This is a genomic window from Bacillus changyiensis, assembly GCF_027706145.1.
GTDB lineage: Bacteria > Bacillota > Bacilli > Bacillales > Bacillaceae > Bacillus > Bacillus changyiensis.
Genome location: NZ_JAQFWW010000010.1, coordinates 21,389 through 47,371 on the forward strand (window position 1 = coordinate 21,389; position 25,983 = coordinate 47,371).

The following is a 25,983-nucleotide window of genomic DNA, read 5'->3' on the forward strand; positions in this document are numbered from 1 at the left end:
TTCCCTCCCCTTACCATAATGGAATTCCGATATTAAAAGAGACTCTCGTAACACTTGCATTATCATTCGCCATGATGCCGTCATATCTCAGCTCCCCATCAGTGGTGAAAGAAAAACGAGCGATTCCATAAGACCCGATTGTAGGTACAACAAAATCAACGATCCGTATAGGCTTATTTGTGAACTTCGCAACAATAGTTCCGATAGCCGGTAAGGAACTGAAAGAGCCACGTAACCATAAGACATTATTATTGACGGAGAATTGTAACGGAAACGTCGAATCTTGCTTTGCTCCATTGATCAGTGAGGCCGTATTCCATTCCGGCGATAAGTCTGACGATGATAAAGACCGTTGCCATCCCTGCCAGCCTTCCGTTTGATCGATATAATTGGTGTAAAGATTGTTTTTCCAATCAAGCGCTATGACATAACCGTAAGTACCTAATCCCTTTTCATCCGTTCCTGTCATATGAAAAATCCCTCTTGACGAGTGAGGACCTGGCGCGTTTTTGGCTTTCCCTGAACAATAAAAAGTACCGAACCGTTTGCCTAACTCAATGATTTTAGAATAGAAGTCGTCTGTATCTCCTATAGATACCAACACGCCTCCTGTGTCATTAGATATTTTCGTTAATTGACCATTGTTCCACTTCATACGATCCGCAGATGAAATATGACGAGTAGAATCTTGATTGTGCGTATCAAACTCAGTTTTTGACGCTTGCTTCATATTTGCGACATTAGATAATCCGATCTGTTCTTTTGTAACCGAGTGTGGATTTTCCTTATTCGCTACATGCTGATCCGTATAATTTTTTGCGTTTGCTTCTGCCTTGTCTGCTTTTGCTTGTGCTCCGTCCTTTGTTTCAACATTATTCAGCTCTGCAAATTTCTTTTGAAGTTCATCCAATATGTTGTCTGCATGTGCTGCCTTTTCTTGAACAAGCGTTTTAAGCGTCTCAAAATCTTCGATATAATATTCAGCCATCGGGACAATATTCGCATCCACAAGGGCTTGATCAATCTCAAATGAAAACTTGTGAATACTCATTTTCTGACCGTTATCATAATTGACATAAAGTTCAGCCTGTACTGTCCCGAAATGTTTCATTTGTTCCGGAGTCAAGACATAAAAAATAACGCCTGCAAGAGCGTCCCCGACTTCCGTATGAACATAGAACTGACTGCCATCCGCGAACTTCATAAACAGTTTTCCGTGAGTTGCGTTTGATATAGGCAACGGTACACCGTCTTTAGTTAGTTTAAAGGTTATTTTTGCCGTTCCAATGTCTTGTGTGCTGTATTGAATATGGGTAGATATACTTTGTTTGCTTTGTGCGTTTACATCGAACTGAATGCCGGAGTCTTTATATATCATTTGACCACCTCCGTTATATTCCTGGATAAATAAAGACTTTTGCCAAACCGTAACCCTGATCTTTATTAAAGTCTTTGTGGATTCGCATGACATAAAGCCCTGTTCCATCGAAAGACTTTGTACCTATTCCGTCGTTAGGTACAATGAAATCACCGTTTTTTACTGTTTCATCAATTCTAACGAAAACCTGACCGATTAAACCGACTACATGCCATTCATCGCGTTCTTCTCTTGGTGTGTATTCAATCTTAGGATCATAATCTGGGTTTTCTTTTGGAATCTTATATTCACGGCCATCCTCAATAATTGTTTCATAGATCAAGCCACCGAACTCATTTCTAAGATAACGGTCATTCCAATAAAACGCTGCGCCACCCATGATAATACCGGCAGTTTCAGAAATAACACCGAGAATTTTATCACCTTTTTGCGCTTTTCGAATTTTATCACCGTCCAATGTCACCAGGTAGCTGGACTCTATTTTATTTCCGTCTTTAGATTCGAAGTATTCCGCAAGGTCTTTTAGGTCTGACACACTCTGAACGGCTCCCGTACCGCGTACCGATCCAGTTTCTGCATTCACTTCGACGCGTTTATTAGCTGTTGATGGCTCACTTCCGAAACCCCACACTGTTGTATAACTCTTGTCGTTTATGACATTGACAGAACCAAGAACCATAGCCGAAACTAAGTCTTTGCCTTTCACATGGGAGTTATTTGAACCCATGACAACGGAACGAGAGCCTTCTGTTGTGGAACCTCCTCGTGTTCCGATCAATACATTAGCGTCACCTTTAGCCTTGCCACCACCTGTAGAACCGATAATGGCGCTAGTATCTGACAAAGGAGAACCAGAACTTGATGCGGCTCTAAATCCGCCCTTGATATTGTTTGGAACAAAGGAGTAACGTTCACCCGCAATCACTGCTGCATCAGTATATCCAACAGCACGCACCGAAACAATATTTGCTTGGTTGTTTGGCGCTGTTACACCGGCTATCCCACCTTTTGTATGTGTGATCCCATTCATTAGATTAACGTAATATACCCCACCGCCTAAGCTAATACCGACTTTTGCCGAATCATGGATCGCAAAGTTTGAGATATGAACGTCATCTGTTCGTTGATCGCCTCCGATCACATGAATATCTGTACCGGCTTTTGCGAAACCATGCATTTGTAATCCGTTAACATTAATTTTTCGACTCTTATATTGAAATGCGATGATAGTAGTCCCTTTATAGTTATACGTAGGATCGCCAATCGCACGGAAGTTTGAAATCATGACATGTTGATAAGCCGAAACGACAAGCGCTCGTGGATCTAATCCCACACATAGATCATTAAATACCGGCTCACGCGCTGTACAATTGACTAAGGTAACATCTCGGGCTGTTTCACTCCAAGGTTCGTTTGCAAAGTGGTGACCGATATGTCGAAGATCAAATGCACGAACATCTCGAAATGATTCACAACCCGTAATGTGGACGTTAGAAGGCGCTGGCCATTCCGCATGTGCTTTCACTTCAACACCACGGACATTCCCTGACGTATAACAATCGATAACCCAAACGTTTTTAGACCCGTCATCTACCTCGACACCGTTCGAATTTGCCTTCCCGACTGGATGGGCCTTTCCACTAGGATTGGTCATCACACATTGCGTGATAAAAACATACTCACTATAGTGCGTTGTTACTCCGTCATCTCCATATCCTGAACCGACGCATCGATCAAACCAGATATACCGGCAGCCACTTTTCGTATAGTTAGCCTCGGAAATATTGTAGGTTGGTGCAGAGGCATCAAAACAATGCAGCCCTGGATTAATACCTTCTACTTCTCGCGCAATCCCGAATGTAACATTGGCGAAGGTGAGACAGCTCGAATGTATTCCACCGGTTGCACCTACACCGCCCTGGCGATCTGGGTTCCAATCAAGCGACATTCCTTCTACAACGATATTTCGGTTTCCCTTTAAATGATCCGCGTTCGTGACAACCCACTCACTAGCTGGCGTATCTTCGTGCAGTTTAAGTGTAGTGACGCCGATACCTTGACCGACCATGTACGTCCAAGACGGGAGTTTGACGCCTTTTACAATATAGATTCCGGCTGATAGATTCAGGCGTACTTTACCGGCACCAATCGCTTTTTGAAACGCTTCTGTACTATCTTTTACACCGGTCGGATCTGCACCGAAGTCGTCAACGTTTACGGTTCGCTTGATTTTTCGGAGTAGCTTACCATACTCCGTATCTAATCGCTCTTTAAGTAAGGGAAATACCTCTCCATCCGCTGTAACTCTCGAATCGACTACCTCTTTAACATTAGTTCCGTCGGTATTTAATATTAAATTGCGTATTCTGTTCTTTAATCCTTCTAAAACCGAAGACACAGAAAAACCGCCGTGATCGACTTGTTCTGATGTATGGGCCGTTTTAGATAATTCATGACTTTTCAAATGGTACTCTTGATCGTTTAAGGTATTTTCAATACTTTGCATATCCGATTTTAATTGTGCTTGATGACGGGAGTTTCGCGTTTGATCATAATTTTTGATGAGCTGCACCATTTGCCTCACTCCTTTTTGACAAAATAAAAAACGCTATCTGAGCGTTTGAAAAAGTTGGTTGATATATCGTTTTTGATCTCTTAACTGTTTGGCCTGGCTAACCGCAATATCTTGAATATCCTTTCGGAAATTCGCGAATATCAATTTTGGACTGCTGTAAGGATCTAAAGGATTGTACTGAATTGAAATTAATCTTACATCATCTTCAAACGTGATACCATCTGCCGTATCAGCTAAGACATGAATCGTATCACCTTTCCAGAAGTCCTGTTCAATCTCTAATAGTTTTGGTTCATAGATATTTTGAAAGTCTGCCTCAATGGTCATTTCAGGATATGGATTGACATGTTTTTTAAGCGCTGAAACCATAAGGCTTGGTTTTTTATATCTTTCATCCCTGATCGGTTCGGCCCAACGTGGCTTTCCTTCGAGTAAGAACTTTTTTTCATCTGGATGAATGTACAAAATCGGCTCAAATTCATATTTTGGTTTCTTATTATCTGCACTACTACCTTTTTTCAAAGCACCATAGCCCCAAGCTCTAGTTGTGCTGTTTTGTGAGTTAATTTTAATTGAGATACCAGGCATGTTATAGCGTGAATCTAAGGTGAAATTAATCCGTTTTCCCATTTTTTTATAAACATAAATTTTATAGTTATCAACATCGATCTCAAGCTTGTAATCTTGGATAGTTTCATCCATCAACTCTGTGGAATTCTTATCCCCAAAATTCTCTTGTTCTGCTTCATCAAATTCGCTTTCAGGTGTTTTAAAAATATATTTGAAATTCGTATCCTTCAAAGCGATATCAAGCGCCTCTCTTAACTTTAGCTTTTTTGAGACAGTTTCATGAATGCGATTGTTAATCAGAAGCACAGTGAAAATGTGGCTCGCTGATACAGTTTTCCTTAGAACATTTTTCTCTTGATGAATGTCAACATCTGTAATGTAATACTTTTGATGATTGAATTTCTTCTCATCCAAATACAGAATATTATCATTTACCAATAAATCAAATTCTATGGCGTTCTCCTGCGTTTTTGTGATCGTAAAGGTAAAACTCTTCTTCCCTGTCTTATCGTCCGTCAGATCGACTGAAACGCCCGTTATTTCAACAACACTTTTCCCGTCCTTTGTTGAGACATGAAGTTGTGGAAAGGTAACGTCAGAAGGTAAATTCTGATTGAGTGTGATGTCTTTCCCGTCATACTCTTTACTAGGAAATTCGGGATCTGGTGTCGGTGTATCAGGTACATCTGGTCCATCAGGGACACCTTCCACAGTGTCATATTGTGTGAGTTTGTAAGTAAAGATTAAACTATTTAATTTAATAGCGTAATTCGGATCAGTAGCGTAACCAGCTTCAACAAGTGCAGCTGTTGCTTTCTTGTAATCTTTCTCACCTACTACAGCTTGATAGTGATGAGGATCCCAGCTTGTCCCGTTGACATATAACTTGGCTAAGTCTTGAATCGATTCAGACCAAGATGGGTACTTGCGAAACCTGGCTTGCACGGAAGTTGGTTTTCCGTTCTTGTCATATTCAGTCGTCCACATGAGGACATATTGACCTTTATAAGTGCCTTTCATTCCAAATAGATTCTTTCCCTGCTGGGCTAGCTCACTTGTACCCCATCCACTTTCTAAACAGGCTTGAGCAATAATCAGAGAAGCAAGAATATCATGCTTTTTATAAACCATCTGTGCGCCTGGTGCAATCTGTTTAATAAAATCTAAATTTGCCATATCACTTGCCCCTTACGCATAGTAGAAACGTGTATCAAATGTGATGTCAAAATCATTGGTATTCTGCACTTCAAAATCATTCATTCCGATATCAAGCCCCGGAAGCCTCCCAGATGTTTTGACAGGCTTTTTATTGATCACCGTATATTGTTTAACAAAAGTAACAAGGTCAGACTTTTTTAATTCGTGTTCTATTTTTAATTTTTCACCATTTGTATGATTGATGATCGTGACGTTTTTTCCCTTTGCTCGTAAGGTTACATGATAATCATGCTGCATAGGATTAATATAGGCATCGCCAGTGTTATAAACCTGAAATCTTTTTTGATTTTTGAACGTGTATTTTAGATCATCACGCATTTGAATATTCATCCCTGGGCTCCAGTGTTCACCATTAAAATTTTGTTTTGTCAGAGAAGTGAACTGAGATTCAGCCAGCCCTGTGAAGTTGTTAAAATCAACAGTGAAAACTACGTGATTTTTTTCTTTCTGTTTTGGAATGCTGAAATTCCCATCACAAGTTACTTTAAAACGGAGATTTGGCAATAAATCCGTTGAAATATAATATGGGAAAGGCTTAACCAGTAACGCATACAGTTCACGTCTATACTGATAAAAATTTTCTGCAATGACTGAATTCATATAGATTTCGACTGTTATTTTTCTTTCTGTATACGCGATTTCACGTGGGTGCTGCGGCAAAATAACTCCATTTATTCTCGGGATATTGATTGTTTCACGACTTATCCCCGGAGCCTCAGGTGTAAAGCTTAGAACCTCGAAAAAAGGGAGCAAGCTATTCAAACTTTGCTCCCCTAATCCATTATCATAATCAATAAACAAATTCATTATCTCACCCCATTCATAAATGAAGTTCGGGTAAACCGATCACCAGTAGATTGATCAATTTTTCTTCCGTCAAGATAAGTGTCACTCTCTTTTAATAAAATCTGTTGTAATAGTTGCATGTTTTTATTTAGAAAATCGATTTGTTTTGCCATCATGTTGATTTGTTTTTCTTGGTTCTGCACGATGCTACTAATGTCCACAGATTTGAAATTAGAAGGACCGTGTTCTTTTTCGGGTTTCATCGATACTTTTTGCAGCAATACAAGAGCTTTTGAAATCATCCCTTCTTGTAAAGATGGGAGTACTCCAAGTTTACTTCCAATGCGTGCCCATAATCCTATATTGCGTTCACGATATGAAGGATCTTCTGTAATCGTAGTTTCATCAAAACCTCTTTCGTTTAAAATTGCCCATTTTGAACCACCACGACCGGGAGAGATCCCGCCCTTTGCATACCCAACATATCCACCACCGAGAGCCATCGATCTTAAACCTGGATGGTTGCGTATATCACCGTATCTGCGTTTAATATAGTTAATAGCCGCTAAAGTATTATCTACAGGATCCAAAATGTTATGATGTCCAGGAAACTTGTTGGCGTTGAATGTAGATGGAATAGTTTGCATTAGCCCTTGTGAAGGATGTCCAGCCTTTGCATTAGAATCCCACAAGTTGATGGCATTTGGATTTCCACCGCTTTCTTTCATGGCAATTGTAACAAGACCAGGTATCCATGTAGGAGGAACACCAGCTATGTGGGCTGCTTCACTAACCCATTGGTTAACAGCTTTTGTCCCACCTGTTCCTTTAAATGAACTCGAATCCGTGGCTGTATTTTCTGGTATAATCCCTTTTAAAAACTGAAATGCTCCATTTTTTATGTTCTTCATTATGCCAGTTCCTATAGAATCAATGCCTTTTCCAGATTTGAATGGTATTAATCCCTTAAACAGCTTTTTAATGAATTCTCCTGGTCCTTTCTTAATCAACTCTACTGCCTTTGAGCTAACATCAATCGTTTTATCTACAACTTTTTTCCCTGCTGAAATCACTCCTTTGAAAAAACTTCCGACTCCACCCGCATATCCAGGTAAACCTGATCCTGTTAACACTTTAGACTCAGCATGTGGAAGTACAGAAGTCCCTCGTGGAAGATCCAAGATTTGTGGGCCGCCTACCCCTATCACATAAGTTCCGATACCTGGTGAATGAGCCAGTTCCCAACCCTCTTCACCAACAAGCGCTTGACCTCCTGGGTGAAAATTTGTCCCTTTTGCATATTTACCATTCAGCTTTTTACCATTTTTGCTATTGTAACCTTTTGGTGTCCATTCCGGAATGGTTGGGATATGCAAAAACTCAAGAACCTTATTAATTCCACCAGTGACACTATTGACAAAGCCAGCTAAGTCAATAACAAACGAATTCCATTTGGTAAGAATATCACCTGTTTCTTTATCAACTTGTTTGATATGCCCACCAGCTTGTTTTTCTGCTTGTTTTACAACATTTTCATGCATTTCCTCTGCTTTTTTAACAGCGCCATCACGCTGCCGTTTTGCCTCTTTGATTAATTTATCAGCTTGTTTCTTACTGATAGATCCTGTCTCATCCCGTTCGCGAACGATTGCAGCCACTGTTTGATCATATTTTTTATTTGCTTCTTTTACAGCTCCATTACGTGCTTTAATGCTGTTTTTAATTGTATCGGCAGCCTGCCGAGCCGTAATATTTTTGGACTCATTCTTGAGTTTACTCATAATAGCTTTTTGCTCAACTTCGCCTTTACTCATAGTTTTAACAGCCGTATTCATCATTTTCTTTTGGATGCTGTTGATTTGTCTTCTCTCTTTTTCAGTAAGTTTGCGTTTTTCTGAGCTGGCTTTGGTTAATATCTTTTTGATTTTCTTCTGTGCTTCGTCTACAGCCTTTGTTTGTTCCTTTTGCTTCTTTTTCACGTTGTTTAAAATATCATTTTGCTCTTTCTGACTTAATTTTTTACTAGATGCAAAAAAATTAGTAAGCACCTTGTAACTTTGGTTTCCTTTTGTTTCAATACTTGTTTTAATTTTGCTACCCATCTGATTAAAGTTTTTTACAATACTGTCTGCCGCTTTTTTTGATATAGTTTTACCGGACCATTGCAATTTATTAAGCTGAACTGTTGCTTGATCATTTAATTTTTTGTAGCCTAAAACAGCTTTCATTGTAGATTCAGAAACCTTGTTCCCAAAGCTATCGAGTGCCGGAATTTGCTCTTGTTTTAAATGATTATACAGCTTGAATCCGCCTTCCGCTAAAAGCGTAACTCCTGTTATAGCAAGACCAACAGGACCACCCAACAGGCTCAATCCACCACGTAATAAACCAACTATCCCTACACCTTTTTTGATAATGTTAAACAGTCCGAAGCCACTTTTTGCTAGTCTCATAAAACCACCAGCGCCTTTTACTGCATTGACCCCAACTTTTAAAATACCTGAACCAAATTTTAAGAGTTCTGGAGCAAAAGAAAGCAGAAGTCCTCCAATTACACCAACTGGACCACCAAACATACCTAGACCTAAACCAGCTATACGAGAGGCACCGCCCAATCCTCTCATGACCTTAGTACTTCTACTAGCTGACTGTTCAAGTCTACCAACTCTTGTTGTTGCTAAGTTGGTTGTTTGGTGAAATCTATTCATTCTTGTTGATGCTAAAGTTGCCGCTGTTGATGTTGTGCTCATCCCTGTGGCTGCTGTTCTGGATGCTCTACCTGCGGCAATCGCTTCTGTAGAGTAAACGCCAAGAGTGGTTGAAGCACGGTTTACATTACGAGTTAAATACCCACCAGCAGTACGAAGCATATTCCATCCTGTTGCTACTTTTGGCAGTGACCCTAATAACAGCAAAAACGCCCCACCTAAAAGTGAAAACACAGTAACGGCTCCACCTGTAATGGCAATCGTACGAGACACAGAAGGAGGTAACGAGTCAAACCAGGATACCATCTTAGTCAATCCATCGGCTGTAGCTCTAATAACAGGTAAGAACTGATTTCCCAAAGTGATAACTGCGTTATTTGTAGCCGACTTTAGATATTCAAGTGATCCAGACAAATTATCCATTTGCTTTTTAGCCACTTTTTCGGCAGTTCCACCACTGTTTTCTACTTCTTTTGTGAATTCTTGAAGCTTGTCTTTTCCAGCATGCATTAAGGTAATAAAACCCGAAAGTGCATGTTGCCCTGCTATTTGTTTGGCAATACGAATTTTCTCAGTTTCTGTATAGTTTTTTGTTTTTTCATTGATTTGTCCAATGATATCTGCAAGTGGTCGTAATTTTCCCGTTGAATCCGTGACCTTTAATCCCAATTCATCTATCGCATTACCTGTTTGTTTAGGAGGTGCTGCCAAGCGAGTAAGTGTTGACCGTAAGGCTGTACCTGCCATATCCGCCTTAATTCCACTGTTTGCCATGATTCCGGTTGCTGCTGCTAACTCTTCCATACTAAGTCCGGCTGTTTTTGCGGCAGGTGCCGCATATTTCATTGTCTGTCCGATTTCTTGTAGTGTGGCATTTGAATTGGTAAACGTATAGGTCATCGCATCTGCAACACGGTTTGTATCCTCAGCTTTAATATGAAATTCAGTCAAAATGTCTGAAACAATATCTGCTGTAACACCGAGTTCTGTTTGACCAGCTGCGGCAGTCGCTAGAAGTCCCGGCATAGCTCCAACAATTTGATTTGTTTTATACCCGGCCATCGCTAGATATTGCATACCTTCCGCAACTTGCCCATCTGTGAATTGAGTTGTTGCACCTAAATGACGGGCTGTTTCTGTTAACTCTCCCATTTGTTCATTCGTTGCGTTTGCCAAAGCACCTACACGACTCATTGCTTTCTCAAAGTCTGCTGCTGCTTTTACAGTGAGTCCAATTCCAACCGTTCCAGCTGCACCAATAGCAGAAAGTGCTTTCCCTGCTGTAGTAGCAGAGTGGTAAACTGCATTTAATTCTTTAGATACTTCACCTGAATTACGTTTGAATACAGAAAAAACACCCGCTGCTCGTCGGGTGCTGTTTGTCGTATTCTCAAATTCTCTTGTTACTCGTTTCAGTTCATTCCCAAGACCTTGGTGGACAGCAATTGCATCATTCAGCCGTCGGGCTTGTACCTGTGTTTCACGGTTGTCTAGTCCCTTTTCCCTTACTAGTTTATTATACTTGGTACGATGTTCATCAACTAAACGACCTTGAATCCTATATTTATTATTGAGACCTTCTATTTGGGATTGAAGAAACCTAGACTGATTGCCCGCTGCTTTATAAATCGCTCCGGATGCCTTCATCTCTGAATTTGCCAAACGCATTTGTCTTTTCAAACCTTCGATACCACGGTTAAAGCCAGTATCATCAAGACCCACTTTTACAATCATGTTTCCAATAGGTTGCGCCATATGTAACCACCCCGCTTTCCTGGCTTAAACTCAACTAAAAAATCATTCTTAGAAAAATACTTGATCGATGGGGACTATTTTAGGTTTGTTTTCATGTGCCAAAACTTCTAAATAGTGATAAATATCCATCTTGTCTATTTCTGTCATCGTCCATCCCTGTTTTAAAAGGGCCGAGTAAATATCATTGAGTTGTTCTATTCCACTTTTTGCTGTAAGGTTTCTGTTTCCGCCGTCTGCAAAAAATCATCGCCCTCTTTAACTTCTTCATATCCCATGATTTCACCCATAATTCGTCTGACTTCATTTGATACCTCAAAGGACTGTAAACCTTCTTGAAATTCCTCCAAGTTAAACTGATTATGAAACACTCGGACAATAAATTTCATGCGATCATCTAGACTTTTAAGGACTTCTTTAATGTTTTTTGTTTTTTTTGCTGCATCTTCATCTAATTCCAAGGCTTCATATAATGTTTTTGTATCAGTACGAGGGGCAATAAACGTTTTATATTTTTTATCCTTTTCAAACCATAATTTAATTGCAATTTGCTTTTGAGCCATGCTGACTCCTCCTTTAAATATATTGAGTACGAAAAAAGAGAAGCACTAAGGCTTCCCTTTATGTTTATTTTCCTAGATTGACGTTAGGGTTATCTCCTCCACCAGGATTAGGAGACTTGTAAGCATCACCAAATACCTTCGTATAGAACTTATCCAAACTGAAGCTTGGCGCATCTTCATCAGCTAATACTTTAAAAACATTATCCTGCTCACGCTCCATAAACTCAGCTGAAAGTTTAATTGTTTGGAAATTCGTTTTTTCTTCTTTTGTTTTCCATTCATCATCTGGTAACGAGAAACGACCTTTCACTAATCCCACATGACGGTGATTACCGTTTGCTTTCGGCCCAAAAAATGACATAGCAACCCATGGTGGGATAATATTCTTTTTAAACATATACAGTCCATCTGTCGCTTCAATTCCTAACAACTCAGCTAATATTTCCATTGGCAAATCACGCATTTCCAGATCCAACTTTGTTGAACCCGTTGTAACAGCCATATCAACTAACTTATTATCTGCATACTGCTTTTCTGTTGATGTATCAGTATTAACTTTTGCATTAATCGCGTAAGGGTAATCTATAATTTTTGAGGCTACATAAACCCCGTTTTCCTTTTTTAGTGGTGCGAATTTCACACCTTCCAACCCGGTAACTGAACTAAATTCAGGCATTTTTAAACCTCCAATTATATTAAAATATTGGCCTCAAACCTATATCCTTTCCGCATGAGGCCTTCATTTTTTAAAAAACCATTGATTAAAACAGTCGTTTGAAAATCTAATTGACTCATCACATTAACGATGGCAACAAGAATCTCATCACAGGACGAACTGTTATATACATCAATTTGATAGACAGCACTATCCTTTATTGGTTTGCCATCAGCCCACTGAATAGTCCTATACTCTAGTTCCTGAACAACAATATAGGCTGGCTTACTTTTGACCCCAATTGGTACAGCCAGTTCAAAAATATTTGCTGGTTTAACCAATGATAAAAGCGCTGGATCATTCTCCAACGCTTCAAATACTTTGTTTTTCAATAGTAAAGACCTTTCTACTACATTCATAGCTTGTACCCTCTTTTAATTACGCTTGCCATCGCTTGTAACATTCTTTCATTTGCACTTCTCATACTTCGCTGAATAAATGGATTTGCTGGCTGATGAATGGTTCCGAATTCAGGTAAGTGAACACGGAATTTTGTATCTTTGGTAGGTCCAACAACAGCATAGATTTCACCATCCGAATCCTTTCGAGTACGATTTCCAACAATAATATCCTCATCAATATGGGGATGACTGCCCCCAATATCAGACCGAGGTGCGTTTTTATCTATTTCTTTAGCAAGAATAGCACCCCCGGCTTTTACGGCTGCTTTATTTATTGACTCATCTTTTCTTGCAAGGTCAGTTAAATATGAATCTAATTCTTTAAAGCCCTGCATCTCCATTTCAAATTCCATTATTCCACCGCCTTTGCCCTTATTGTGGTGAAATTTTTCCGAGAATAGTTCGGTAACATTGATTCAATCTCGTATGGTTGATCTTGAAAAAGAATTCGCATATGTTCGTTAAGATCTTCACGGTGACGAATTGTAAATTTTATAGTTTTTTCTTTCTGAACAGCAGCCGCTGCATAATACTCTCGGCCTTTTAAACCCTCAGCTTTTGCCCAGCATTCCACGACAGTTTCATACTTACCTTCAACAGGGAGACGGCCACCCTCTTTTTTCTTTTGAAATTGAATCCGATAACGCATGTCATTCAACATTGGAACCAGTCTCCGAAACCGTATATTTTAATTGATTGATCATCATTGTTAGCACCCCATCAAGGTTTGAAGTTGTGCCAGCTACTTCCCTATTTTCATACCAATGCGTTACAAATGCTTTGACACACATATCAGCTCGTGCTGAATGATTAGGGAATTTTAAACCAGTTGCAGCTGTAATATATTCCTTCGCCGAAGCGATAAATCCAAGGATTAAATCATCTTCCAAATCGCCATCAACCCTGAGGAATTTTTTCGCTTCTTTAAGTTCCTTTTGCTCAATTTCTGTCATTGGGCATCACCTAGCTTTCATTCACCTGTTATTTGTTCTCACCAGGACCGGGATTCGGAACCCCATTGTCTGGAGTTGCATCTTTGATTGATGAAAACTCTGCAAATACAACAGCATCAGTATCCCAAAGTACAACATCTTCGCGTTCAATAATTCGCATATCTGTAGAATTACGATAGAATGCCTTACCACCAACATTTGTTGTTAAAATAGAATATTGTTGACGATCAAACAGTTTGACAGCTTCTTTAAGATCACCAATAATCAACGGATATTTTGGCGCTGCTTTTGTACCACCGTTTGGCAAATATTTATCAGATATAACGGACACAGGCTTTCCAAATAAAAGTTTTTTAGTCGGATCTGTTGGATTAGGCTGTAGTAAGTAACGGCCAAAAGCATCCTTCAATTTATCCAAAACATTAAATCCTGATTGATTTGTAATAAAAGAGGTTGTGGCGTTGATAGCTGGATCAAGTTTGACGTTCAAAATATCTTTAATATCGTCTTGCTTTGAAACTGCAGCTTTTGTGAGTGTTCCTAATTGCTTAATAATCAACGTATTACGCGTAACAGCTGATTTCTTAGCTAGCCAATTGGTCAAATATTGAAGAAGCGCTTCTTGTGTATCTGAAAGCAAATCATTAGAAAGAACCAAAATTCCTGCATAATCTTTAATGTTATATTTAATGTTTTCAAATTTAGGATTCTCTAATTCTGTGATATCTGCTAATTCTTCAAGGTCTGCTAATGGAGTGATATCTGCTAGTTTTTCAAGCACTCGTGAACCTTTGTTTGTAGATACCGGAATGACATCAACGAGATTCGCCAATGTATCAAATTGTCTACGTTTTTCGTTGATCTTCGTTGAAATATCTTGTGGAACAACAAGACCGCCATCTTCATCCACACCTTCTTTCATTGCAGCAAGAGGTTTTGGTACTGTTCCGGATTTAAGAGCTGACGCAAAAAGCTGAACATGATTCTTTACTTCCGTTTTGGCGATATCATCTGTTGGTTGTTGACCAGTTACTACCGAATCTTGTGATGTCTGCTGCTGTTCATATGGGACTTGCATATTTCGGACTTCTTCATATGTCTGGATCTGCTCTTTTATTTGTTGAGCTTCAGCAAGTAGTTTTTTAGCTTCATCAATTTTCCCTTCGTCTGTCAATGCTTCAATTTCTGTACGCTTCTCTGCTAGCGTTTGGCGTAACTCCCGTTCTTTTTTAGACATTCCACCTCCAGCAAAAAATTGAATATCTAGTTTCAATAAATTGTTTTGTTTTAATAGTTTCGGTTTCAAATTCTTGTCCTCCTTAAAAGTGGCATTAAAAAAGAACCCTTAAAGATTTAAGAGTTCAAGTTTCATGTCAATTTTTTGTTTTTGTAATTCATCCAATCCTGCTTCTTCAGCCGAATTTTCAGCTACTGTTTTAGCAACTATCTTTCCTGGCACATGCTTAAAGTGTGCCAAGATTCGATGATCAATACAGGCTGCTACATCCTTTGATTCTGAGACCTCATCAATCAAACCATAATTTAATGCTTCATCAGCTGTCAGCCACGTTTCTTCATCAAGTAATTGATGTAAGGTGCCATCATCCAGCTTGTCACCCGCTTTCTCAAGGTATGTCGAAACGATACTTTCTGTGATCTTGTCAAGATCATCGGCAGCCTTTCGAAATTCTGTTGCATTCCCGACCATTCCCATATAAGGATTATGAATCATCATCATGGCGTTACTTGGCATCGTAATGTTATCCCCCGCCATTGCAATAACTGAGGCAATACTTCCTGCAAGAGCATCCACATATACATTTATTTTAGCCTTATGACGCTTAAGCATTGAATGAATCGCTTGTCCCTCAAAGACATCTCCTCCAGGTGAGTTAATGTACAAATCAATAGAACTTACATCCCCTAAACTTTTCAATTCTGACTGAAAAGCTTTAGAAGAGCTTTCACTAAACCATCCTTCACCCGTTATTGAGCCATAAAGTGTAATTTCAGCAGTAGAATCATTCAGAATCTTCATGTTCCAATACTTGTTTTTCTTCTTCGTTGCCATCACCCCCCTTCTGTTCATCAGATGCCCCTTTTACCTTGTTCAGTTGATATTCTTTCATAATTGAAAGAGGAACAAGATTTAAATTCCCATAATGCTCATCGCCAATTTCCCCAATTCCAGTCATATCCTCTTTTTGAAGGATATTATTTACGCTAAAAGCGCCAACACTTTGCATCGTTTTATAAAATTCAGCACGAGATTTACTATCTCCACGAAGTTCTGATTCTAGGTTAAATTTAAAGTAATAACCACTTTTTAACTGGTTTTCTGTCAAAATTTTATCGTTCAATTCTTGTTCTATGTTTGTCACTAAAGGTTGCAATGTAGTTTTGACATAATCTAAAGATTGTTGTTCGATATTAGAGAAAGTGGCTCGATCAAGTTCACCTATTTTATGTGGTGGTACCTTATAAATAGATGCGATCTGCTGACGGTTCCATTTCATGGACTCAATAAATTGAGCATCCTTCATTGGCATGGTTACTTGTGAATAGTCGAGACCCGCGTCTAGGACTGCAATAGACTGACCCGCATTCACACGCTCCCAGTCTTCTCTCACAATTTTTTTGCTTTCTCTGTCCAATAGAGTTGGTGCTTTGACAACGCCAAACGGAGCACCACCATTTTTATAAAATTTTGCATTGAATTTTGTAGCAGCTCGATTTGATCCTATATTGTCACGAATAACTGAAATTGGAGTTTGTCCCACAATTCCATCAAGAGAAAGGTTTTTAAAATGCAGAACTTCTTCATAAAAAAACTCACGATATTTGCTGTCAATCGTGGTTGAATACCAAACCCGACCGTTATTAGGGTCAATATTTGTATTTGTTGCCTCAGGGTTTAAAGGTCTGATTCCAGTCACATTTCCGTCTTTATCAAAAAGCAAAAGATTGTAACTGTTCCCCCAAGTACAGAGCCTTGTGACCAAAAGCCTTTTCCAAATAAAACTTGTCATATAATCATTAACTTTGTTCAGAATCATATCACTAATACCATTTTGAACTTGTTTGATATTACCGTTTTTATTCTGAAAAAGTTTGATTGGTAGTTTCGCGATATCATCCGCCAAAACTATGACACATGCATAAACATCTGGATGAAGAACAGCCGTTTTTGATGATACTCTTTCACCTGATGAGGTTTCAGTACCAGCAAAAATATTTCTAAACCAATTGGCTGGGTGAAGAAGGGAGCCGCTATCCTCTTCTGCGATTTCATTTTTGACCCCGCCCTTTAAACGGCTTAATAGCATCTAATCCCCGCCTTTCTCCTTAGTCTGCCGATCTACACCTAACAAGCCAGCAAGAGAAAATAAAAAAACACCGGTTGCAATCAAACCCGCGTTGATATTTATTCGATATATGGCAGTAGAAATGAATATCATCCCTATAATAAGTAAGATATCATCTATAAACGGCTGCATACTTTTTATAAATTTCATATTCCCACCTCCTACAGGCTGAAAGATCCTGACTTGATATACGCATTTAAGTCAATTGTCATATCAATTTGAGAAGCTCTGACATGTGCATTGATAAGAGCTGCAGCAGGGTCGATCCGTTGTGTTGACTTTGACTTGTCCAGCATGATATTTTCTTGAGCATCTACTTTTGTAACAGCATTACCCATCGCCCATGTTAGCAGATCATTTTTATTATGGATGATGTTTTTCGCCTTGACTTTTTCGCGAAAGTCTTTCGTAGGCTCTGAAAGTGTGGCAACGCCCTGCCTAATTTCTATCATTACATATCCGTCAGCCTCCATCTGTTGAGCAAACTGTGTCGCATTATATGGATCGTAACCGATTTCTTTAATCCGCCAGCCTTTCTCTTGCTCCATTTTCTTGATATAAGCTCTGATATAGTCATAATCGACTACAGCACCATCAGTAACGGTAAGCCAGTTCTTTTCCCTCCACAAGTCATAAGGGACATGATCTGTCTTCATACGTTCATAGAATGTATCTTCAGGCATAAAACCATGACTTTCTACAGCAAAGCTCCCATCATCTAACGGAAAAATAAATGATACAGCTGTCAGGTCAATTCGTTTTGATAAGTCAATTCCAACATAGCACTCCCGGCCGGATAGATCAGGAAAATGATCAGATCCACAATCTTTCCAAGCTTGCATGTCCATGTAGCCATTTTCACGCATGTTAACCCAGATATTCATATTCTTAGTCAGAAAGTTCCTCATTTTCTCTGGAACAGCCAAGGCAACTTCCAACTCTCCACGCAGATAATTAAGTCCATGTTCATTTTTAGCAACAATAGGATTGGCTTTGACCCAGTTCTGCTCATCCTTAATGTCATCGCCTTTGTCTAATTCATTAACCATCACAAAATACTGCTCATTTGTTTCTACTTTATTTGGATCTAAAATGCGTGACACGTAATCATATTCAACGCGGTAGGCAGGGTTATTTAATTCAAAACCGGCAGTCGTAATAATGATCATTAACGGCTGATTTCGTGCAGCCATACCTGAAACAAGTACATCATATATTTCAGATGTTTTATGTGCGTGATATTCGTCAATAATTCCGCACTGAGGATTGAACCCATCTCCTGTTTTCCCTGCATCTTTAGAAAGTGCCTCAATTTTAGATTGTGTTTTTGGATGTTCAATTTTCCCGTAGGCAATTCTATATTTTTGCTCGGGTTTATTTAATAGCTCACACTGAAGAATTTGTGCTTTGATCTCATTCCAGCATATTTTTGCTTGCTCAGTTTTCGTTGCCCCAATGTAGACCTCTGACATATTTTCATCGTTTGCCATAGCCTCATAAGAAGCAACACAAGCTAAACTTTGTGTTTTTGCATTCTTACGTCCAACTTGCCAATATACTTTTGTGAATCTACGATACCCTGTTTCTTTGTGAACCCAACCATACACATTGCCAAAAATAAAAATTTGGATTGGCTCAGGGACAATATTTTCTCCTGCGAGAGGTCCTTTTGTATGCTTAAACTGAGTCATCCAATAAAGAAAACGCCTAGCTTTCTCGTCATCAAATATAAAAGGAAACTCCCTTGTTCCTTCTCTCTTGATGTCATTTAAAAAGCGCTGACAAGCCCAAATATGTTTTTGACATGCCACAATCTCACCCGATATGATACCGTGTGAGTAGTCAATCATAAACTGTTTAATTGTATTCATACATTACCAAACTCCTTTTCAGCTGCCGTTTTTTCCCGTTCTTCCTGAGTTTTGGTGATGGCAAGTTTTGCGCGTGCAGACGGAGTAAGACCAAAATCATTGGCAGCTGATTTCATTTGATCATAAAAGTTTTTCTGACGTTTTAGTAAAGGGTGTTCTTCACCAACCAACTTGATCGGCTGACCGTTTTCATCATGCCCTTCTGTATTAATCATAATGCCGTCTTCTTCTATCGTTTTTGTAATAGAGATGTACTGAGAATAGGCGTTACAATAGGCGGCCAACATGCTGATATCCGCCTCTGTGATAATATCCACTTCAGATAATAAAGCAGCAACCCGTTTAAATTCTTTTTTAGCCACCTTATCTAACCATGAAGGTGGTTTGATATTTTCAGCACGCATTTTCATTTTTTCCTCATATTTAGCCCTAGCAGCTAGTTCTTCCGTATTCTTTTTATTTGGATTACCCTGTATTAACTGGAGAGCTGCGGATTTTGCGGGTCTCGGCATGTTTTTCACCTCATTTCCTCAAAAAAATCTCTTTTTTCGCTTGTTTTTTCCGGCAAACGTGCTATGATGAAATTGCAACTAAATCATTTAACTCAAGCCTTCTTAGCATTCTGCTGAGAGGGTATTTTTTGTTTTTCGGGAACTTTGAAAAGCGGTGTTTGTTTGCAGAAGAGGGCGCGCCGTTCCCCAGACGGTTGTTTTCCAAGGATTTTGGTAGGGGGGTGTCCTACTGCCCTTGCTTACTTCGGTCACCATGTACCTTATTATGACAAGCATTACAGAGGCTTTCAAGGTTTGAAAGGTCTAAACGCTTGGACCAGTCCTCTTTAACTTCCACAATGTGATGAACCATGTCAGCAGGTGTGAAGCGATGTTCCCTCAAACATCTCTGACAAAGATAATTGTCTCTTAGCAAAACAAGTTGTCTTGTTCGTTTCCAATCTGTTGATTTATAAAAACTTGTTAATGTTTTGTCTCTTGAATGTTTGTTGTAATGTTTTATTTCCTCTTGCTTGATGTGCTTATGCTCATGGCAATAGGCTTCTCTAGTTAGAGCCTTACATCCATAGGCCTTACACTCCCTTAACGGCTTAGGTGGCATTGTTGATCCTCCTCAAACACAAACATTCATTGATTTATTTCCATATTTGTTTGGCCAATCAATACTTTCATAAGTGAGCCAATTCGTCTTTTAAGTCTTGACAATTGACTATCACAACATCCCGACTACTCATACGAGTTGAAGTTGTACGTTTCTCACCGTCTTCATGTTCTAGGATAATACTAATTACTAATTCACCCAACGCCTTCATATTGTCCCCTCCCTCAAATAAAAAACGCCCTCCCGTTTGGGAAAGCGCAATGTGTTTTTATGTATTTACTTCACTTCATTTTTTCTATAATATCCTCTAACTCTCTAATTTTTTTATCTTTTTGTTTGATTTCTTTCCGTTTCTGTGGAAAAGCCAATACTACAAGTCCTAATACTATCAAAGTAAGATAATTCGTATAATCACTTAGATTATTATAAACTAGATCTAATCTCAAATGTGGTGCCACAATTAGTCCAAACATCGCAACAAGATATAAGGTTGTCTTTAATCGTTTCTTGTTACCATCAACATCATCGGCAAATTCTGCAAGTGTAAAAAAACCAGCAAAAACTGTGATCCCAAAAGAATAGCTATCTCCAATCCTGACTCCAAATAGAGATAAGATTCCTAAAATTATAATGCTAAATCCCAATGCCATAATTATTTTTTCATTCTCATTCATTAATTTTTCACCCTACTATATTATAGTAGAAAAATTCTACAATTCAACTAATAAATACAAATTGCTCTTATGATTTTTCAATATAAGTATCTTTATATATTCTTTCTAAACCATGCCCACACTCAGAGGCTCCCTTTGCCATGAATTGTATTATCTAAGATTCACTGGACACAGTTTACAGAGAATATAAAAAAAGCACCCCTGAAGGATGCTAAAGTTCTTTTTTTAACATTTTGTCTAAAAAACTTCCTTGGAAGTAATTTAGGTTTGATGAATAGTATTTAAAGCTTGAAAGAACTACCAAAATTATTATGACTTGTATTGCAAACATAACATCTATTCTAAGTGGATATGACGAAAAACCGTATATCCATATGGTTGCGAAAATTGTAAATACTGCAGATAAAAGATGACTTATTAAAACAGTTCCTAAAGTATGAATAGTAGACAAAAGATATCTATATCTTTCTACAATATAAGTCCTTTTCTCTTCTTCATTAATGTCTAATAAATTTTTGTGCCATAAACACTCAAAATAAAAATAATCATTATTGTTATTTTCTTTCCAATCATTTGGATAAGGGAAGTTAGTAACTCTCTTGATTGCATTATCAAAAATCCTGTTTTTACTAACTATCCAATTTATCACAAAGTATAAATGATGAATTATGTAGCCTAAAACAACACCAAATGCACTTAATGAAATAAAAAGACCTATCAGTGTACCAATCTCTGAAAACTTTATATGAGTGGATATGAAATCAAATTTAGTTAGTACAAAGTAGACTGCTATCCAAAAAATAAACATCCATCCAGGTATGCCCCATCTTATTAAGTATTTAGTTTCAAAATTCATTTACTCACCTCCATATTATTATCGTTGAGAGCAAGTAACAATTGAATAAACTGCGGAATTTGTCGAACGATTCATAAAAAAAAGCACCCACCATATTCGGGTGCCTTTATCGCTTTCTTTTGTATGAAAGTATATCAGCTTTCAAAAACAAGCGATCTCTATTAGTGGTCTTTAACGGTTTCAATGTTCCATAGTCAACCAACTGTTTCAAGTTTTGACGGCTACAGCCGATTATTTCAATTGCTTCAGAAGTTGTTATAACTTCCTTGTCCATGAATTCTCTCAATTCATCAATACTTTCAAAAACAAGCCTATTCATCACGCGTGTTCCTCCATCTAAGGACAATATTAATTATAGTCATAACCAGCCAAATTAAAGCCAATACCATCGTGATGATATCCAAGGTATCCAGGTTACCATAATCCTTATCAACAAACACGATAATGAATAGAATAGAAAATAGTATCGTTGACCTGTCAAATAATTTTTTTCTCATTGTTTTGAGCATAGATATAAAGTGTTATAATAAGGGAAGGGGATTTCTCCCCCTACAGCCTATGTACGACGTTTCTTCTTGCCGGGAGAACGTCGTTTTTTGTTACCCTTCAAGTCCTTGATATTCTTGATCATGGTCGTTATTCCTGCGAGAATCGCAACCAGCCAAGCCAAGTCCCGAAGGATAAACTCAACTATTTCCATGCTCTTAACTCCCTCCTTTCTATACATTAATTATACCATTTATATTTACCACCGTCAATATAAATTCTATCTTTTTTTATCACTCCTTATGCTAAACGCTCATTAAAATTTAACCTTACACATACTTCTGAAGGAATTAACTCATCAGTGATTTCGCAATTTAGTAACATCATAAGCGGAAAGCTGTTGATCATTTGCAACAATCGTCAATTCGATTTGTTATTATAACATCATCAAAGAATGAATCCATTCTTACTACTGAAGCCCAAGATGTATCCTCAGTAGTTAGTTTATGAATTCCAAATTGAATATGCCCACATTCTTGTTTAACTTTGGTCATAAAAGACTTAATATAATCTTTATCTAACCTATCTTCACTTGAATAATGCCAACCGTATCTTCTCCCACCAGAGAAGTCACTTATGATTGCAATAAAATGAAAAGCCATAACTAAACACCTCCCATTTCCAATTCTATTTCTGTTGAATAATTGTGCCAGCCAGTTGCTCTTTTTTATATACCTCCTTATGCTAAACGCTTATTAAAATTTAACCTTACACATACCCCGGGAGGAAGCCAAGCATAGTAAGATCATGGGTACAATGAAAATACTATTCCCCCGATACGGCTGCCGCAAGACTAGCGCTATCCAGGCTCAGAATGTTCCTCCCGTTCGGCTTCATTCCTCAACACCTTTGTTCCGTATCCGGATACGCCGTTGATAAGGGAAAGGCGCGTTTCCCGTATATTCTTGATAAGTAAATGTTATCGCTAATACAGACATAAATAGTCCCCCTTTTTGTCCCCCATTTTATCGGGAAAATGTCGGGATTTTCTCGGTTTTTTGTCGAGATTTTGTCGATAAAAAAAGCACTCAGATTATTCCGAGTGCTGTGGCTATACGGTTTATAGCGCGTTGTTTGATTTCATAATACGTATCCTTTTTCATTCCGAGCTCTATATAGATATGAATATCCTTTACCCTTGCAGCAGTTAAATATTTCTTTTCAATGATTAATCGTTCTTCCTCATCTAGGCTGTTTTGTAAGGCGCGTTCCATCTGCTTGACCTTGAGTTCATTGAGATTTAATGAATCTCGGAGGGAAGGGAAAGTATTTATGCCAGCAGATGAACATTCCTTTTTGTTCTCTAATTGGACTTTAAGCGCACGGTAATTTTTCAGTTCTTTGATTACGATTTTGCGGACGGCTTTCTCATCCACATCAGCGAGAAAAGATAATTGTTTGGACATCCTATCCCTCCTATTCTTCTACTTTTCTTTTTCCCATTTTTCAATACGTCTTTCGGTAAGTTCTATCCATATCAACGGTGCTGCAATAATGATGATTCCTATAATTAGATAGATCATGATTCTCCTTCCCGTCTTATGTTACTTTTTCTTTCAACTACGACTGACCAATTTTCTTCATTATTTCAACATCTTCATTACTGAATGCAATTGAACCGGCTGGGCAATACTCTCCCGATTCCCAATCATTCTCAAACTCTTCACGTTCATCAAAATAGCTGCCGAACATTGGATCTTGTTCTAATTGGTAGAAAAACTCTTTTATTGTTCCACTATCATTTTCTTGCCAGGATATGAGATAATACCCATCTCCACTCCAACTTTTTGTGACAATAACCTCCATTCCGTCAATTAACCCATACGCTTTAAGACAATTTTGAATTTCTTGTTCACTTGGTTCTATCCCAGTAAATCCGTTTTTAATCTGTTCTGATGTTTTTTTACCGGTATTCAACTTTGCCTTGTATAGAGTTGGTAATTCCATTAGTAAGTCTGTCATTTCCCCGCCTCCCAACGATTCTGTTTTTCAAATATAAAATTACGTGAAGGTTTTAAATACTCTCGGTAGATAATAGGGTACTTTTTGATATAAGCCTGACGTTCTTTCTCTGTCATCTTCCAAACTTTCACTTCCCCCGGCAATCTCCAATTTTTATTTGAACTCATATTTATTTCTCCCTTTGCTTTTGTAAAGCACCCTGTGCTGCCTACAAAACGGCGTTTGACTTTTAACAGCTTGTTTATTTATGCCTTCTTCAAAAACAGTAATGACCTGTAGATTCTCAGAATCATAGTTTGTTGCCATCCACTGAACAACACGCCTTGTCATGTTTATCCCCCTTAAAACGGCAAATCTGAATCTGTTATATCAATTGGTTTGCCATTATTGGCAAATGGGTCATCTTGAAATCTATTTTCTTGTTGCTGTCTCTGATTCTGTCCTTGATTCTGTTTGCTGCCCTTTGTATCCAGAAATTGAACAGATTCAGCCACTAATTCTGTAATGAACACCCGACCACCATGCTGATTTTCATAGCTGCGTGTCTGTAACCGTCCGTCTACACCTGCTAGCGATCCTTTTTTGAGAAAGTTCGCGACACTTTCAGCCTGCTTCCTCCAAGCTACGCAGTTAATAAAGTCTGCCTCCGAATCTCCATTTTGATTTTTGAATGGTCTGTTAACTGCAAGCGTTAATCCTGCAACTGCCACGCCTGAGCCGGTATATCTTAACTCTGGATCTTTTGTTAAGCGTCCAACAATAATTGATCTATTTAACATGTTTAAATTCTCCCTCTCATTTTTTCGACAAATTTCGACAAATAAAGCCGTTATTTATCTAACTCTCCGTTGTGAAATCCCATTTATACGGAAAGTTGTTTCAATCTCATGAATAACCATGCTTTTCGAGTGCTGATTTTACCTTGTCGAGATCGTATTCAATACCATCAATTTCGATATACTCTAAATCATCGTTTAAAAAGCCGTAGCGACGTTTTAACTCTATTAGACTATCAATTTCATCCATAGGGTGTTATGCCCCACAGTACGCCCGCAATCGTTTTTATAGCGTATAATTAGACGCTTAGCTGTTCCCATTCTTCTGACGCCCTTGTAATTTGAACTTCAATTCCTGGCTTTTCACCGTATTTTTTACAAGCAGTCACTTCTGAAACTTGGTTATCATCATTCCAAGCAATTTTATTTAGAGCATCAAACACGCCTTTTACTAGATTGTCGATGTCTGGCTTTTTGGTATGCAGCGTATTGATGGATTGCTGCTGTTTTTTCTTTGACCAACTTTTAGGAATCGGCATAACGAAAGTTATATCTACATGGAGTGCTCCCGACTCAAAAGGCTCTTTTTTCATCTGCTTCTTTACTTCCCACTTGATAAAGTCTTTATAAGCTAAGTACCGTTGAGCGTTTTTATTTACGAACTTGCCACGCCCAGTCATCCGAACGGCCCCCATTGGTTCGACTGGTATGTTCAGGGTTATCATTCGGCCGCCTCCTTCAAATACCTTTGATAGAAATAATTTCTGTGTGGCTCTGCTTCTGGAAAGGCAACGCAGAACAATGACAAGGTTTCGTCCAAAGACGCAGTATCGTTAATCTGTTGCAATGTTTTAAATTCCTGATAGTATTTCTCTAAAAATTGTTTTCTTCTTTGAAGGTCATTCATTCCGCCGCCTCCAATAGATCAGGATTTCGATATATATCACCTAAAATCGTATTTGTTGCTGTTTCTGAAAACAGGTTGCGCGCTTCTTTTCTTTTCTCGTTATTGATACACCATGTACCATCAATCATTTTAACTTCGCCTATAAACGGTTCTAATTCGTCGTGCAGTCCAGATATCTGCTCTTCTTGTTGTATGATGTCACCAGCAAAAATACGTTTTCCGAGTTTATAAAATTCAGTATGGATATCAAGTACCGATTGTTCCCTTTGATCTGATCCCCACATGAGCGCCGCA

Annotated in this window: 32 protein-coding genes; all 32 read right to left on the bottom strand. The window is 38.5% G+C overall.

Translation table 11 applies throughout. The annotated features are described in order from the left end of the window. Nucleotides 1-10: 10 nt before the first annotated feature. A complete protein-coding gene (locus tag PDT38_RS18370; RefSeq protein WP_270803518.1) occupies nucleotides 11-1,378 on the bottom strand; it encodes a phage baseplate upper protein in 1,368 nt (455 codons plus the stop codon). Between the two features lie 13 nt (nucleotides 1,379-1,391). Further along, nucleotides 1,392-3,953 carry a peptidase G2 autoproteolytic cleavage domain-containing protein gene (locus tag PDT38_RS18375; protein WP_270803519.1) on the bottom strand — a complete coding sequence of 854 codons (2,562 nt, stop codon included), beginning with the start codon at nucleotides 3,951-3,953 and terminating at the stop codon, nucleotides 1,392-1,394. A 33-nt stretch (nucleotides 3,954-3,986) separates the two neighbouring features. Beyond that, nucleotides 3,987-5,699, bottom strand: coding sequence for a phage tail protein (locus PDT38_RS18380; protein ID WP_270803520.1), 1,713 nt, complete (start codon nucleotides 5,697-5,699; stop codon nucleotides 3,987-3,989). A 12-nt stretch (nucleotides 5,700-5,711) separates the two neighbouring features. Continuing rightward, nucleotides 5,712-6,548 carry a phage tail family protein gene (locus PDT38_RS18385; RefSeq protein ID WP_270803521.1) on the bottom strand — a complete coding sequence of 279 codons (837 nt, stop codon included), beginning with the start codon at nucleotides 6,546-6,548 and terminating at the stop codon, nucleotides 5,712-5,714. Then, entirely contained in the window at nucleotides 6,548-10,990 is a 4,443-nt protein-coding gene (locus PDT38_RS18390; RefSeq protein WP_270803522.1) for a phage tail tape measure protein, read from the bottom strand. Before PDT38_RS18390 ends, PDT38_RS18385 begins: the two co-directional genes overlap by 1 nt. 194 nt (nucleotides 10,991-11,184) lie before the next feature. Continuing rightward, entirely contained in the window at nucleotides 11,185-11,550 is a 366-nt protein-coding gene (gene gpG / locus PDT38_RS18395) for a phage tail assembly chaperone G (protein WP_270803523.1), read from the bottom strand. A gap of 64 nt (nucleotides 11,551-11,614) precedes the next feature. Then, nucleotides 11,615-12,226 (bottom strand): major tail protein, encoded by a 612-nt coding sequence (locus PDT38_RS18400; RefSeq protein ID WP_270803524.1) that lies wholly within the window; start codon nucleotides 12,224-12,226, stop codon nucleotides 11,615-11,617. 14 nt (nucleotides 12,227-12,240) lie between these two features. Beyond that, a complete protein-coding gene (gp17, locus tag PDT38_RS18405) occupies nucleotides 12,241-12,624 on the bottom strand; it encodes a tail completion protein gp17 (RefSeq protein WP_270803525.1) in 384 nt (127 codons plus the stop codon). After that, nucleotides 12,621-13,019 carry an HK97-gp10 family putative phage morphogenesis protein gene (locus PDT38_RS18410; RefSeq protein WP_270803526.1) on the bottom strand — a complete coding sequence of 133 codons (399 nt, stop codon included), beginning with the start codon at nucleotides 13,017-13,019 and terminating at the stop codon, nucleotides 12,621-12,623. Before PDT38_RS18410 ends, gp17 begins: the two co-directional genes overlap by 4 nt. Next, nucleotides 13,019-13,327 (bottom strand): phage head closure protein, encoded by a 309-nt coding sequence (locus PDT38_RS18415; protein ID WP_270803527.1) that lies wholly within the window; start codon nucleotides 13,325-13,327, stop codon nucleotides 13,019-13,021. The genes PDT38_RS18410 and PDT38_RS18415 overlap by 1 nt, the downstream gene beginning before the upstream one ends. Next, entirely contained in the window at nucleotides 13,317-13,619 is a 303-nt protein-coding gene (locus PDT38_RS18420; protein ID WP_172292200.1) for a head-tail connector protein, read from the bottom strand. Before PDT38_RS18420 ends, PDT38_RS18415 begins: the two co-directional genes overlap by 11 nt. A 28-nt stretch (nucleotides 13,620-13,647) precedes the next feature. Further along, on the bottom strand, nucleotides 13,648-14,856 hold the full coding sequence (locus PDT38_RS18425; protein ID WP_270803547.1) for a phage major capsid protein: 1,209 nt from the start codon (nucleotides 14,854-14,856) through the stop codon (nucleotides 13,648-13,650). A 108-nt stretch (nucleotides 14,857-14,964) separates the two neighbouring features. Beyond that, entirely contained in the window at nucleotides 14,965-15,690 is a 726-nt protein-coding gene (locus PDT38_RS18430) for a head maturation protease, ClpP-related (protein ID WP_270803528.1), read from the bottom strand. Next, nucleotides 15,641-16,945 carry a phage portal protein gene (locus PDT38_RS18435; RefSeq protein ID WP_270803529.1) on the bottom strand — a complete coding sequence of 435 codons (1,305 nt, stop codon included), beginning with the start codon at nucleotides 16,943-16,945 and terminating at the stop codon, nucleotides 15,641-15,643. The genes PDT38_RS18430 and PDT38_RS18435 overlap by 50 nt, the downstream gene beginning before the upstream one ends. Next, nucleotides 16,946-17,134: a DUF1056 family protein gene (locus tag PDT38_RS18440; RefSeq protein WP_270803530.1), complete on the bottom strand. Its 189-nt coding sequence runs from the start codon at nucleotides 17,132-17,134 to the stop codon at nucleotides 16,946-16,948. It abuts the gene before it with no gap. An 11-nt stretch (nucleotides 17,135-17,145) separates the two neighbouring features. After that, nucleotides 17,146-18,855: a terminase large subunit gene (locus PDT38_RS18445; protein WP_270803531.1), complete on the bottom strand. Its 1,710-nt coding sequence runs from the start codon at nucleotides 18,853-18,855 to the stop codon at nucleotides 17,146-17,148. Continuing rightward, nucleotides 18,852-19,367, bottom strand: a complete 516-nt coding sequence (locus PDT38_RS18450; protein ID WP_270803532.1) for a phage terminase small subunit P27 family — start codon at nucleotides 19,365-19,367, stop codon at nucleotides 18,852-18,854. Before PDT38_RS18450 ends, PDT38_RS18445 begins: the two co-directional genes overlap by 4 nt. A gap of 226 nt (nucleotides 19,368-19,593) precedes the next feature. Further along, on the bottom strand, nucleotides 19,594-19,968 hold the full coding sequence (locus tag PDT38_RS18455; protein WP_270803533.1) for an HNH endonuclease: 375 nt from the start codon (nucleotides 19,966-19,968) through the stop codon (nucleotides 19,594-19,596). A gap of 281 nt (nucleotides 19,969-20,249) precedes the next feature. After that, nucleotides 20,250-20,642, bottom strand: a complete 393-nt coding sequence (locus PDT38_RS18460) for a hypothetical protein (RefSeq protein ID WP_270803534.1) — start codon at nucleotides 20,640-20,642, stop codon at nucleotides 20,250-20,252. Nucleotides 20,643-20,853: 211 nt separating this feature from the next. Beyond that, complete coding sequence (locus PDT38_RS18465) at nucleotides 20,854-21,498, bottom strand: BA5345 family protein (protein ID WP_270803535.1); 645 nt, start codon at nucleotides 21,496-21,498, stop codon at nucleotides 20,854-20,856. Between the two features lie 106 nt (nucleotides 21,499-21,604). Then, nucleotides 21,605-21,817, bottom strand: a complete 213-nt coding sequence (locus tag PDT38_RS18470) for a helix-turn-helix domain-containing protein (protein ID WP_270803536.1) — start codon at nucleotides 21,815-21,817, stop codon at nucleotides 21,605-21,607. Nucleotides 21,818-22,054: 237 nt separating this feature from the next. Beyond that, nucleotides 22,055-22,198: a hypothetical protein gene (locus tag PDT38_RS18475; RefSeq protein ID WP_270803537.1), complete on the bottom strand. Its 144-nt coding sequence runs from the start codon at nucleotides 22,196-22,198 to the stop codon at nucleotides 22,055-22,057. A 190-nt stretch (nucleotides 22,199-22,388) separates the two neighbouring features. Then, complete coding sequence (locus PDT38_RS18480; RefSeq protein WP_270803538.1) at nucleotides 22,389-22,646, bottom strand: hypothetical protein; 258 nt, start codon at nucleotides 22,644-22,646, stop codon at nucleotides 22,389-22,391. Nucleotides 22,647-23,072: 426 nt separating this feature from the next. Further along, the gene (locus tag PDT38_RS18485) at nucleotides 23,073-23,450 is read right to left on the bottom strand and encodes an ArpU family phage packaging/lysis transcriptional regulator (RefSeq protein ID WP_172299058.1); all 378 of its coding nucleotides are present in this window, start codon (nucleotides 23,448-23,450) and stop codon (nucleotides 23,073-23,075) included. 154 nt (nucleotides 23,451-23,604) lie between these two features. Next, on the bottom strand, nucleotides 23,605-24,006 hold the full coding sequence (locus tag PDT38_RS18490) for a hypothetical protein (protein ID WP_270803539.1): 402 nt from the start codon (nucleotides 24,004-24,006) through the stop codon (nucleotides 23,605-23,607). Further along, nucleotides 24,003-24,173: a hypothetical protein gene (locus PDT38_RS18495; protein WP_270803540.1), complete on the bottom strand. Its 171-nt coding sequence runs from the start codon at nucleotides 24,171-24,173 to the stop codon at nucleotides 24,003-24,005. The genes PDT38_RS18490 and PDT38_RS18495 overlap by 4 nt, the downstream gene beginning before the upstream one ends. Continuing rightward, nucleotides 24,160-24,336, bottom strand: coding sequence for a hypothetical protein (locus tag PDT38_RS18500; protein ID WP_270803541.1), 177 nt, complete (start codon nucleotides 24,334-24,336; stop codon nucleotides 24,160-24,162). The genes PDT38_RS18495 and PDT38_RS18500 overlap by 14 nt, the downstream gene beginning before the upstream one ends. Nucleotides 24,337-24,347: 11 nt before the next feature. Next, nucleotides 24,348-24,785, bottom strand: a complete 438-nt coding sequence (ssb, locus tag PDT38_RS18505) for a single-stranded DNA-binding protein (protein ID WP_270803542.1) — start codon at nucleotides 24,783-24,785, stop codon at nucleotides 24,348-24,350. A 106-nt stretch (nucleotides 24,786-24,891) separates the two neighbouring features. Further along, nucleotides 24,892-25,032, bottom strand: coding sequence for a hypothetical protein (locus PDT38_RS18510; RefSeq protein ID WP_270803543.1), 141 nt, complete (start codon nucleotides 25,030-25,032; stop codon nucleotides 24,892-24,894). 49 nt (nucleotides 25,033-25,081) lie between these two features. After that, a complete protein-coding gene (locus tag PDT38_RS18515) occupies nucleotides 25,082-25,507 on the bottom strand; it encodes a RusA family crossover junction endodeoxyribonuclease (RefSeq protein WP_270803544.1) in 426 nt (141 codons plus the stop codon). Next, nucleotides 25,504-25,689: a hypothetical protein gene (locus PDT38_RS18520; RefSeq protein ID WP_270803545.1), complete on the bottom strand. Its 186-nt coding sequence runs from the start codon at nucleotides 25,687-25,689 to the stop codon at nucleotides 25,504-25,506. The genes PDT38_RS18515 and PDT38_RS18520 overlap by 4 nt, the downstream gene beginning before the upstream one ends. Beyond that, on the bottom strand, nucleotides 25,686-25,983 hold a 298-nt coding region (locus PDT38_RS18525), incomplete at its 5' end, for a YopX family protein (RefSeq protein WP_270803546.1). The genes PDT38_RS18520 and PDT38_RS18525, both read right to left, overlap by 4 nt.

Excerpts from the sequence above, each read along its gene's own strand:
- PDT38_RS18515 (WP_270803544.1), bottom strand. The coding sequence starts at position 25,507 with ATGATAACCCTGAACATACCAGTCGAACCAATGGGGGCCGTTCGGATG.
- PDT38_RS18490 (WP_270803539.1), bottom strand. The coding sequence starts at position 24,006 with ATGACAGACTTACTAATGGAATTACCAACTCTATACAAGGCAAAGTTG.
- PDT38_RS18430 (WP_270803528.1), bottom strand. The coding sequence starts at position 15,690 with ATGGCAACGAAGAAGAAAAACAAGTATTGGAACATGAAGATTCTGAAT.
- PDT38_RS18420 (WP_172292200.1), bottom strand. The coding sequence starts at position 13,619 with ATGACAGAAATTGAGCAAAAGGAACTTAAAGAAGCGAAAAAATTCCTC.
- PDT38_RS18390 (WP_270803522.1), bottom strand. The coding sequence starts at position 10,990 with ATGGCGCAACCTATTGGAAACATGATTGTAAAAGTGGGTCTTGATGAT.
- gp17 (WP_270803525.1), bottom strand. The coding sequence starts at position 12,624 with ATGAATGTAGTAGAAAGGTCTTTACTATTGAAAAACAAAGTATTTGAA.
- gpG (WP_270803523.1), bottom strand. The coding sequence starts at position 11,550 with ATGGCTCAAAAGCAAATTGCAATTAAATTATGGTTTGAAAAGGATAAA.
- PDT38_RS18415 (WP_270803527.1), bottom strand. The coding sequence starts at position 13,327 with ATGTTGAATGACATGCGTTATCGGATTCAATTTCAAAAGAAAAAAGAG.
- PDT38_RS18425 (WP_270803547.1), bottom strand. The coding sequence starts at position 14,856 with ATGTCTAAAAAAGAACGGGAGTTACGCCAAACGCTAGCAGAGAAGCGT.
- PDT38_RS18385 (WP_270803521.1), bottom strand. The coding sequence starts at position 6,548 with ATGAATTTGTTTATTGATTATGATAATGGATTAGGGGAGCAAAGTTTG.
- PDT38_RS18510 (WP_270803543.1), bottom strand. The coding sequence starts at position 25,032 with ATGGATGAAATTGATAGTCTAATAGAGTTAAAACGTCGCTACGGCTTT.
- PDT38_RS18380 (WP_270803520.1), bottom strand. The coding sequence starts at position 5,699 with ATGGCAAATTTAGATTTTATTAAACAGATTGCACCAGGCGCACAGATG.
- PDT38_RS18455 (WP_270803533.1), bottom strand. The coding sequence starts at position 19,968 with ATGCCACCTAAGCCGTTAAGGGAGTGTAAGGCCTATGGATGTAAGGCT.
- PDT38_RS18450 (WP_270803532.1), bottom strand. The coding sequence starts at position 19,367 with ATGCCGAGACCCGCAAAATCCGCAGCTCTCCAGTTAATACAGGGTAAT.
- ssb (WP_270803542.1), bottom strand. The coding sequence starts at position 24,785 with ATGTTAAATAGATCAATTATTGTTGGACGCTTAACAAAAGATCCAGAG.
- PDT38_RS18370 (WP_270803518.1), bottom strand. The coding sequence starts at position 1,378 with ATGATATATAAAGACTCCGGCATTCAGTTCGATGTAAACGCACAAAGC.
- PDT38_RS18500 (WP_270803541.1), bottom strand. The coding sequence starts at position 24,336 with ATGACAAGGCGTGTTGTTCAGTGGATGGCAACAAACTATGATTCTGAG.
- PDT38_RS18375 (WP_270803519.1), bottom strand. The coding sequence starts at position 3,953 with ATGGTGCAGCTCATCAAAAATTATGATCAAACGCGAAACTCCCGTCAT.
- PDT38_RS18465 (WP_270803535.1), bottom strand. The coding sequence starts at position 21,498 with ATGAATTTTGAAACTAAATACTTAATAAGATGGGGCATACCTGGATGG.
- PDT38_RS18440 (WP_270803530.1), bottom strand. The coding sequence starts at position 17,134 with ATGAAATTTATAAAAAGTATGCAGCCGTTTATAGATGATATCTTACTT.
- PDT38_RS18410 (WP_270803526.1), bottom strand. The coding sequence starts at position 13,019 with ATGGAATTTGAAATGGAGATGCAGGGCTTTAAAGAATTAGATTCATAT.
- PDT38_RS18520 (WP_270803545.1), bottom strand. The coding sequence starts at position 25,689 with ATGAATGACCTTCAAAGAAGAAAACAATTTTTAGAGAAATACTATCAG.
- PDT38_RS18445 (WP_270803531.1), bottom strand. The coding sequence starts at position 18,855 with ATGAATACAATTAAACAGTTTATGATTGACTACTCACACGGTATCATA.
- PDT38_RS18435 (WP_270803529.1), bottom strand. The coding sequence starts at position 16,945 with ATGCTATTAAGCCGTTTAAAGGGCGGGGTCAAAAATGAAATCGCAGAA.
- PDT38_RS18475 (WP_270803537.1), bottom strand. The coding sequence starts at position 22,198 with ATGGAAATAGTTGAGTTTATCCTTCGGGACTTGGCTTGGCTGGTTGCG.
- PDT38_RS18460 (WP_270803534.1), bottom strand. The coding sequence starts at position 20,642 with ATGAATGAGAATGAAAAAATAATTATGGCATTGGGATTTAGCATTATA.
- PDT38_RS18470 (WP_270803536.1), bottom strand. The coding sequence starts at position 21,817 with ATGAATAGGCTTGTTTTTGAAAGTATTGATGAATTGAGAGAATTCATG.
- PDT38_RS18400 (WP_270803524.1), bottom strand. The coding sequence starts at position 12,226 with ATGCCTGAATTTAGTTCAGTTACCGGGTTGGAAGGTGTGAAATTCGCA.
- PDT38_RS18495 (WP_270803540.1), bottom strand. The coding sequence starts at position 24,173 with ATGAGTTCAAATAAAAATTGGAGATTGCCGGGGGAAGTGAAAGTTTGG.
- PDT38_RS18480 (WP_270803538.1), bottom strand. The coding sequence starts at position 22,646 with ATGGCTTTTCATTTTATTGCAATCATAAGTGACTTCTCTGGTGGGAGA.
- PDT38_RS18485 (WP_172299058.1), bottom strand. The coding sequence starts at position 23,450 with ATGTCCAAACAATTATCTTTTCTCGCTGATGTGGATGAGAAAGCCGTC.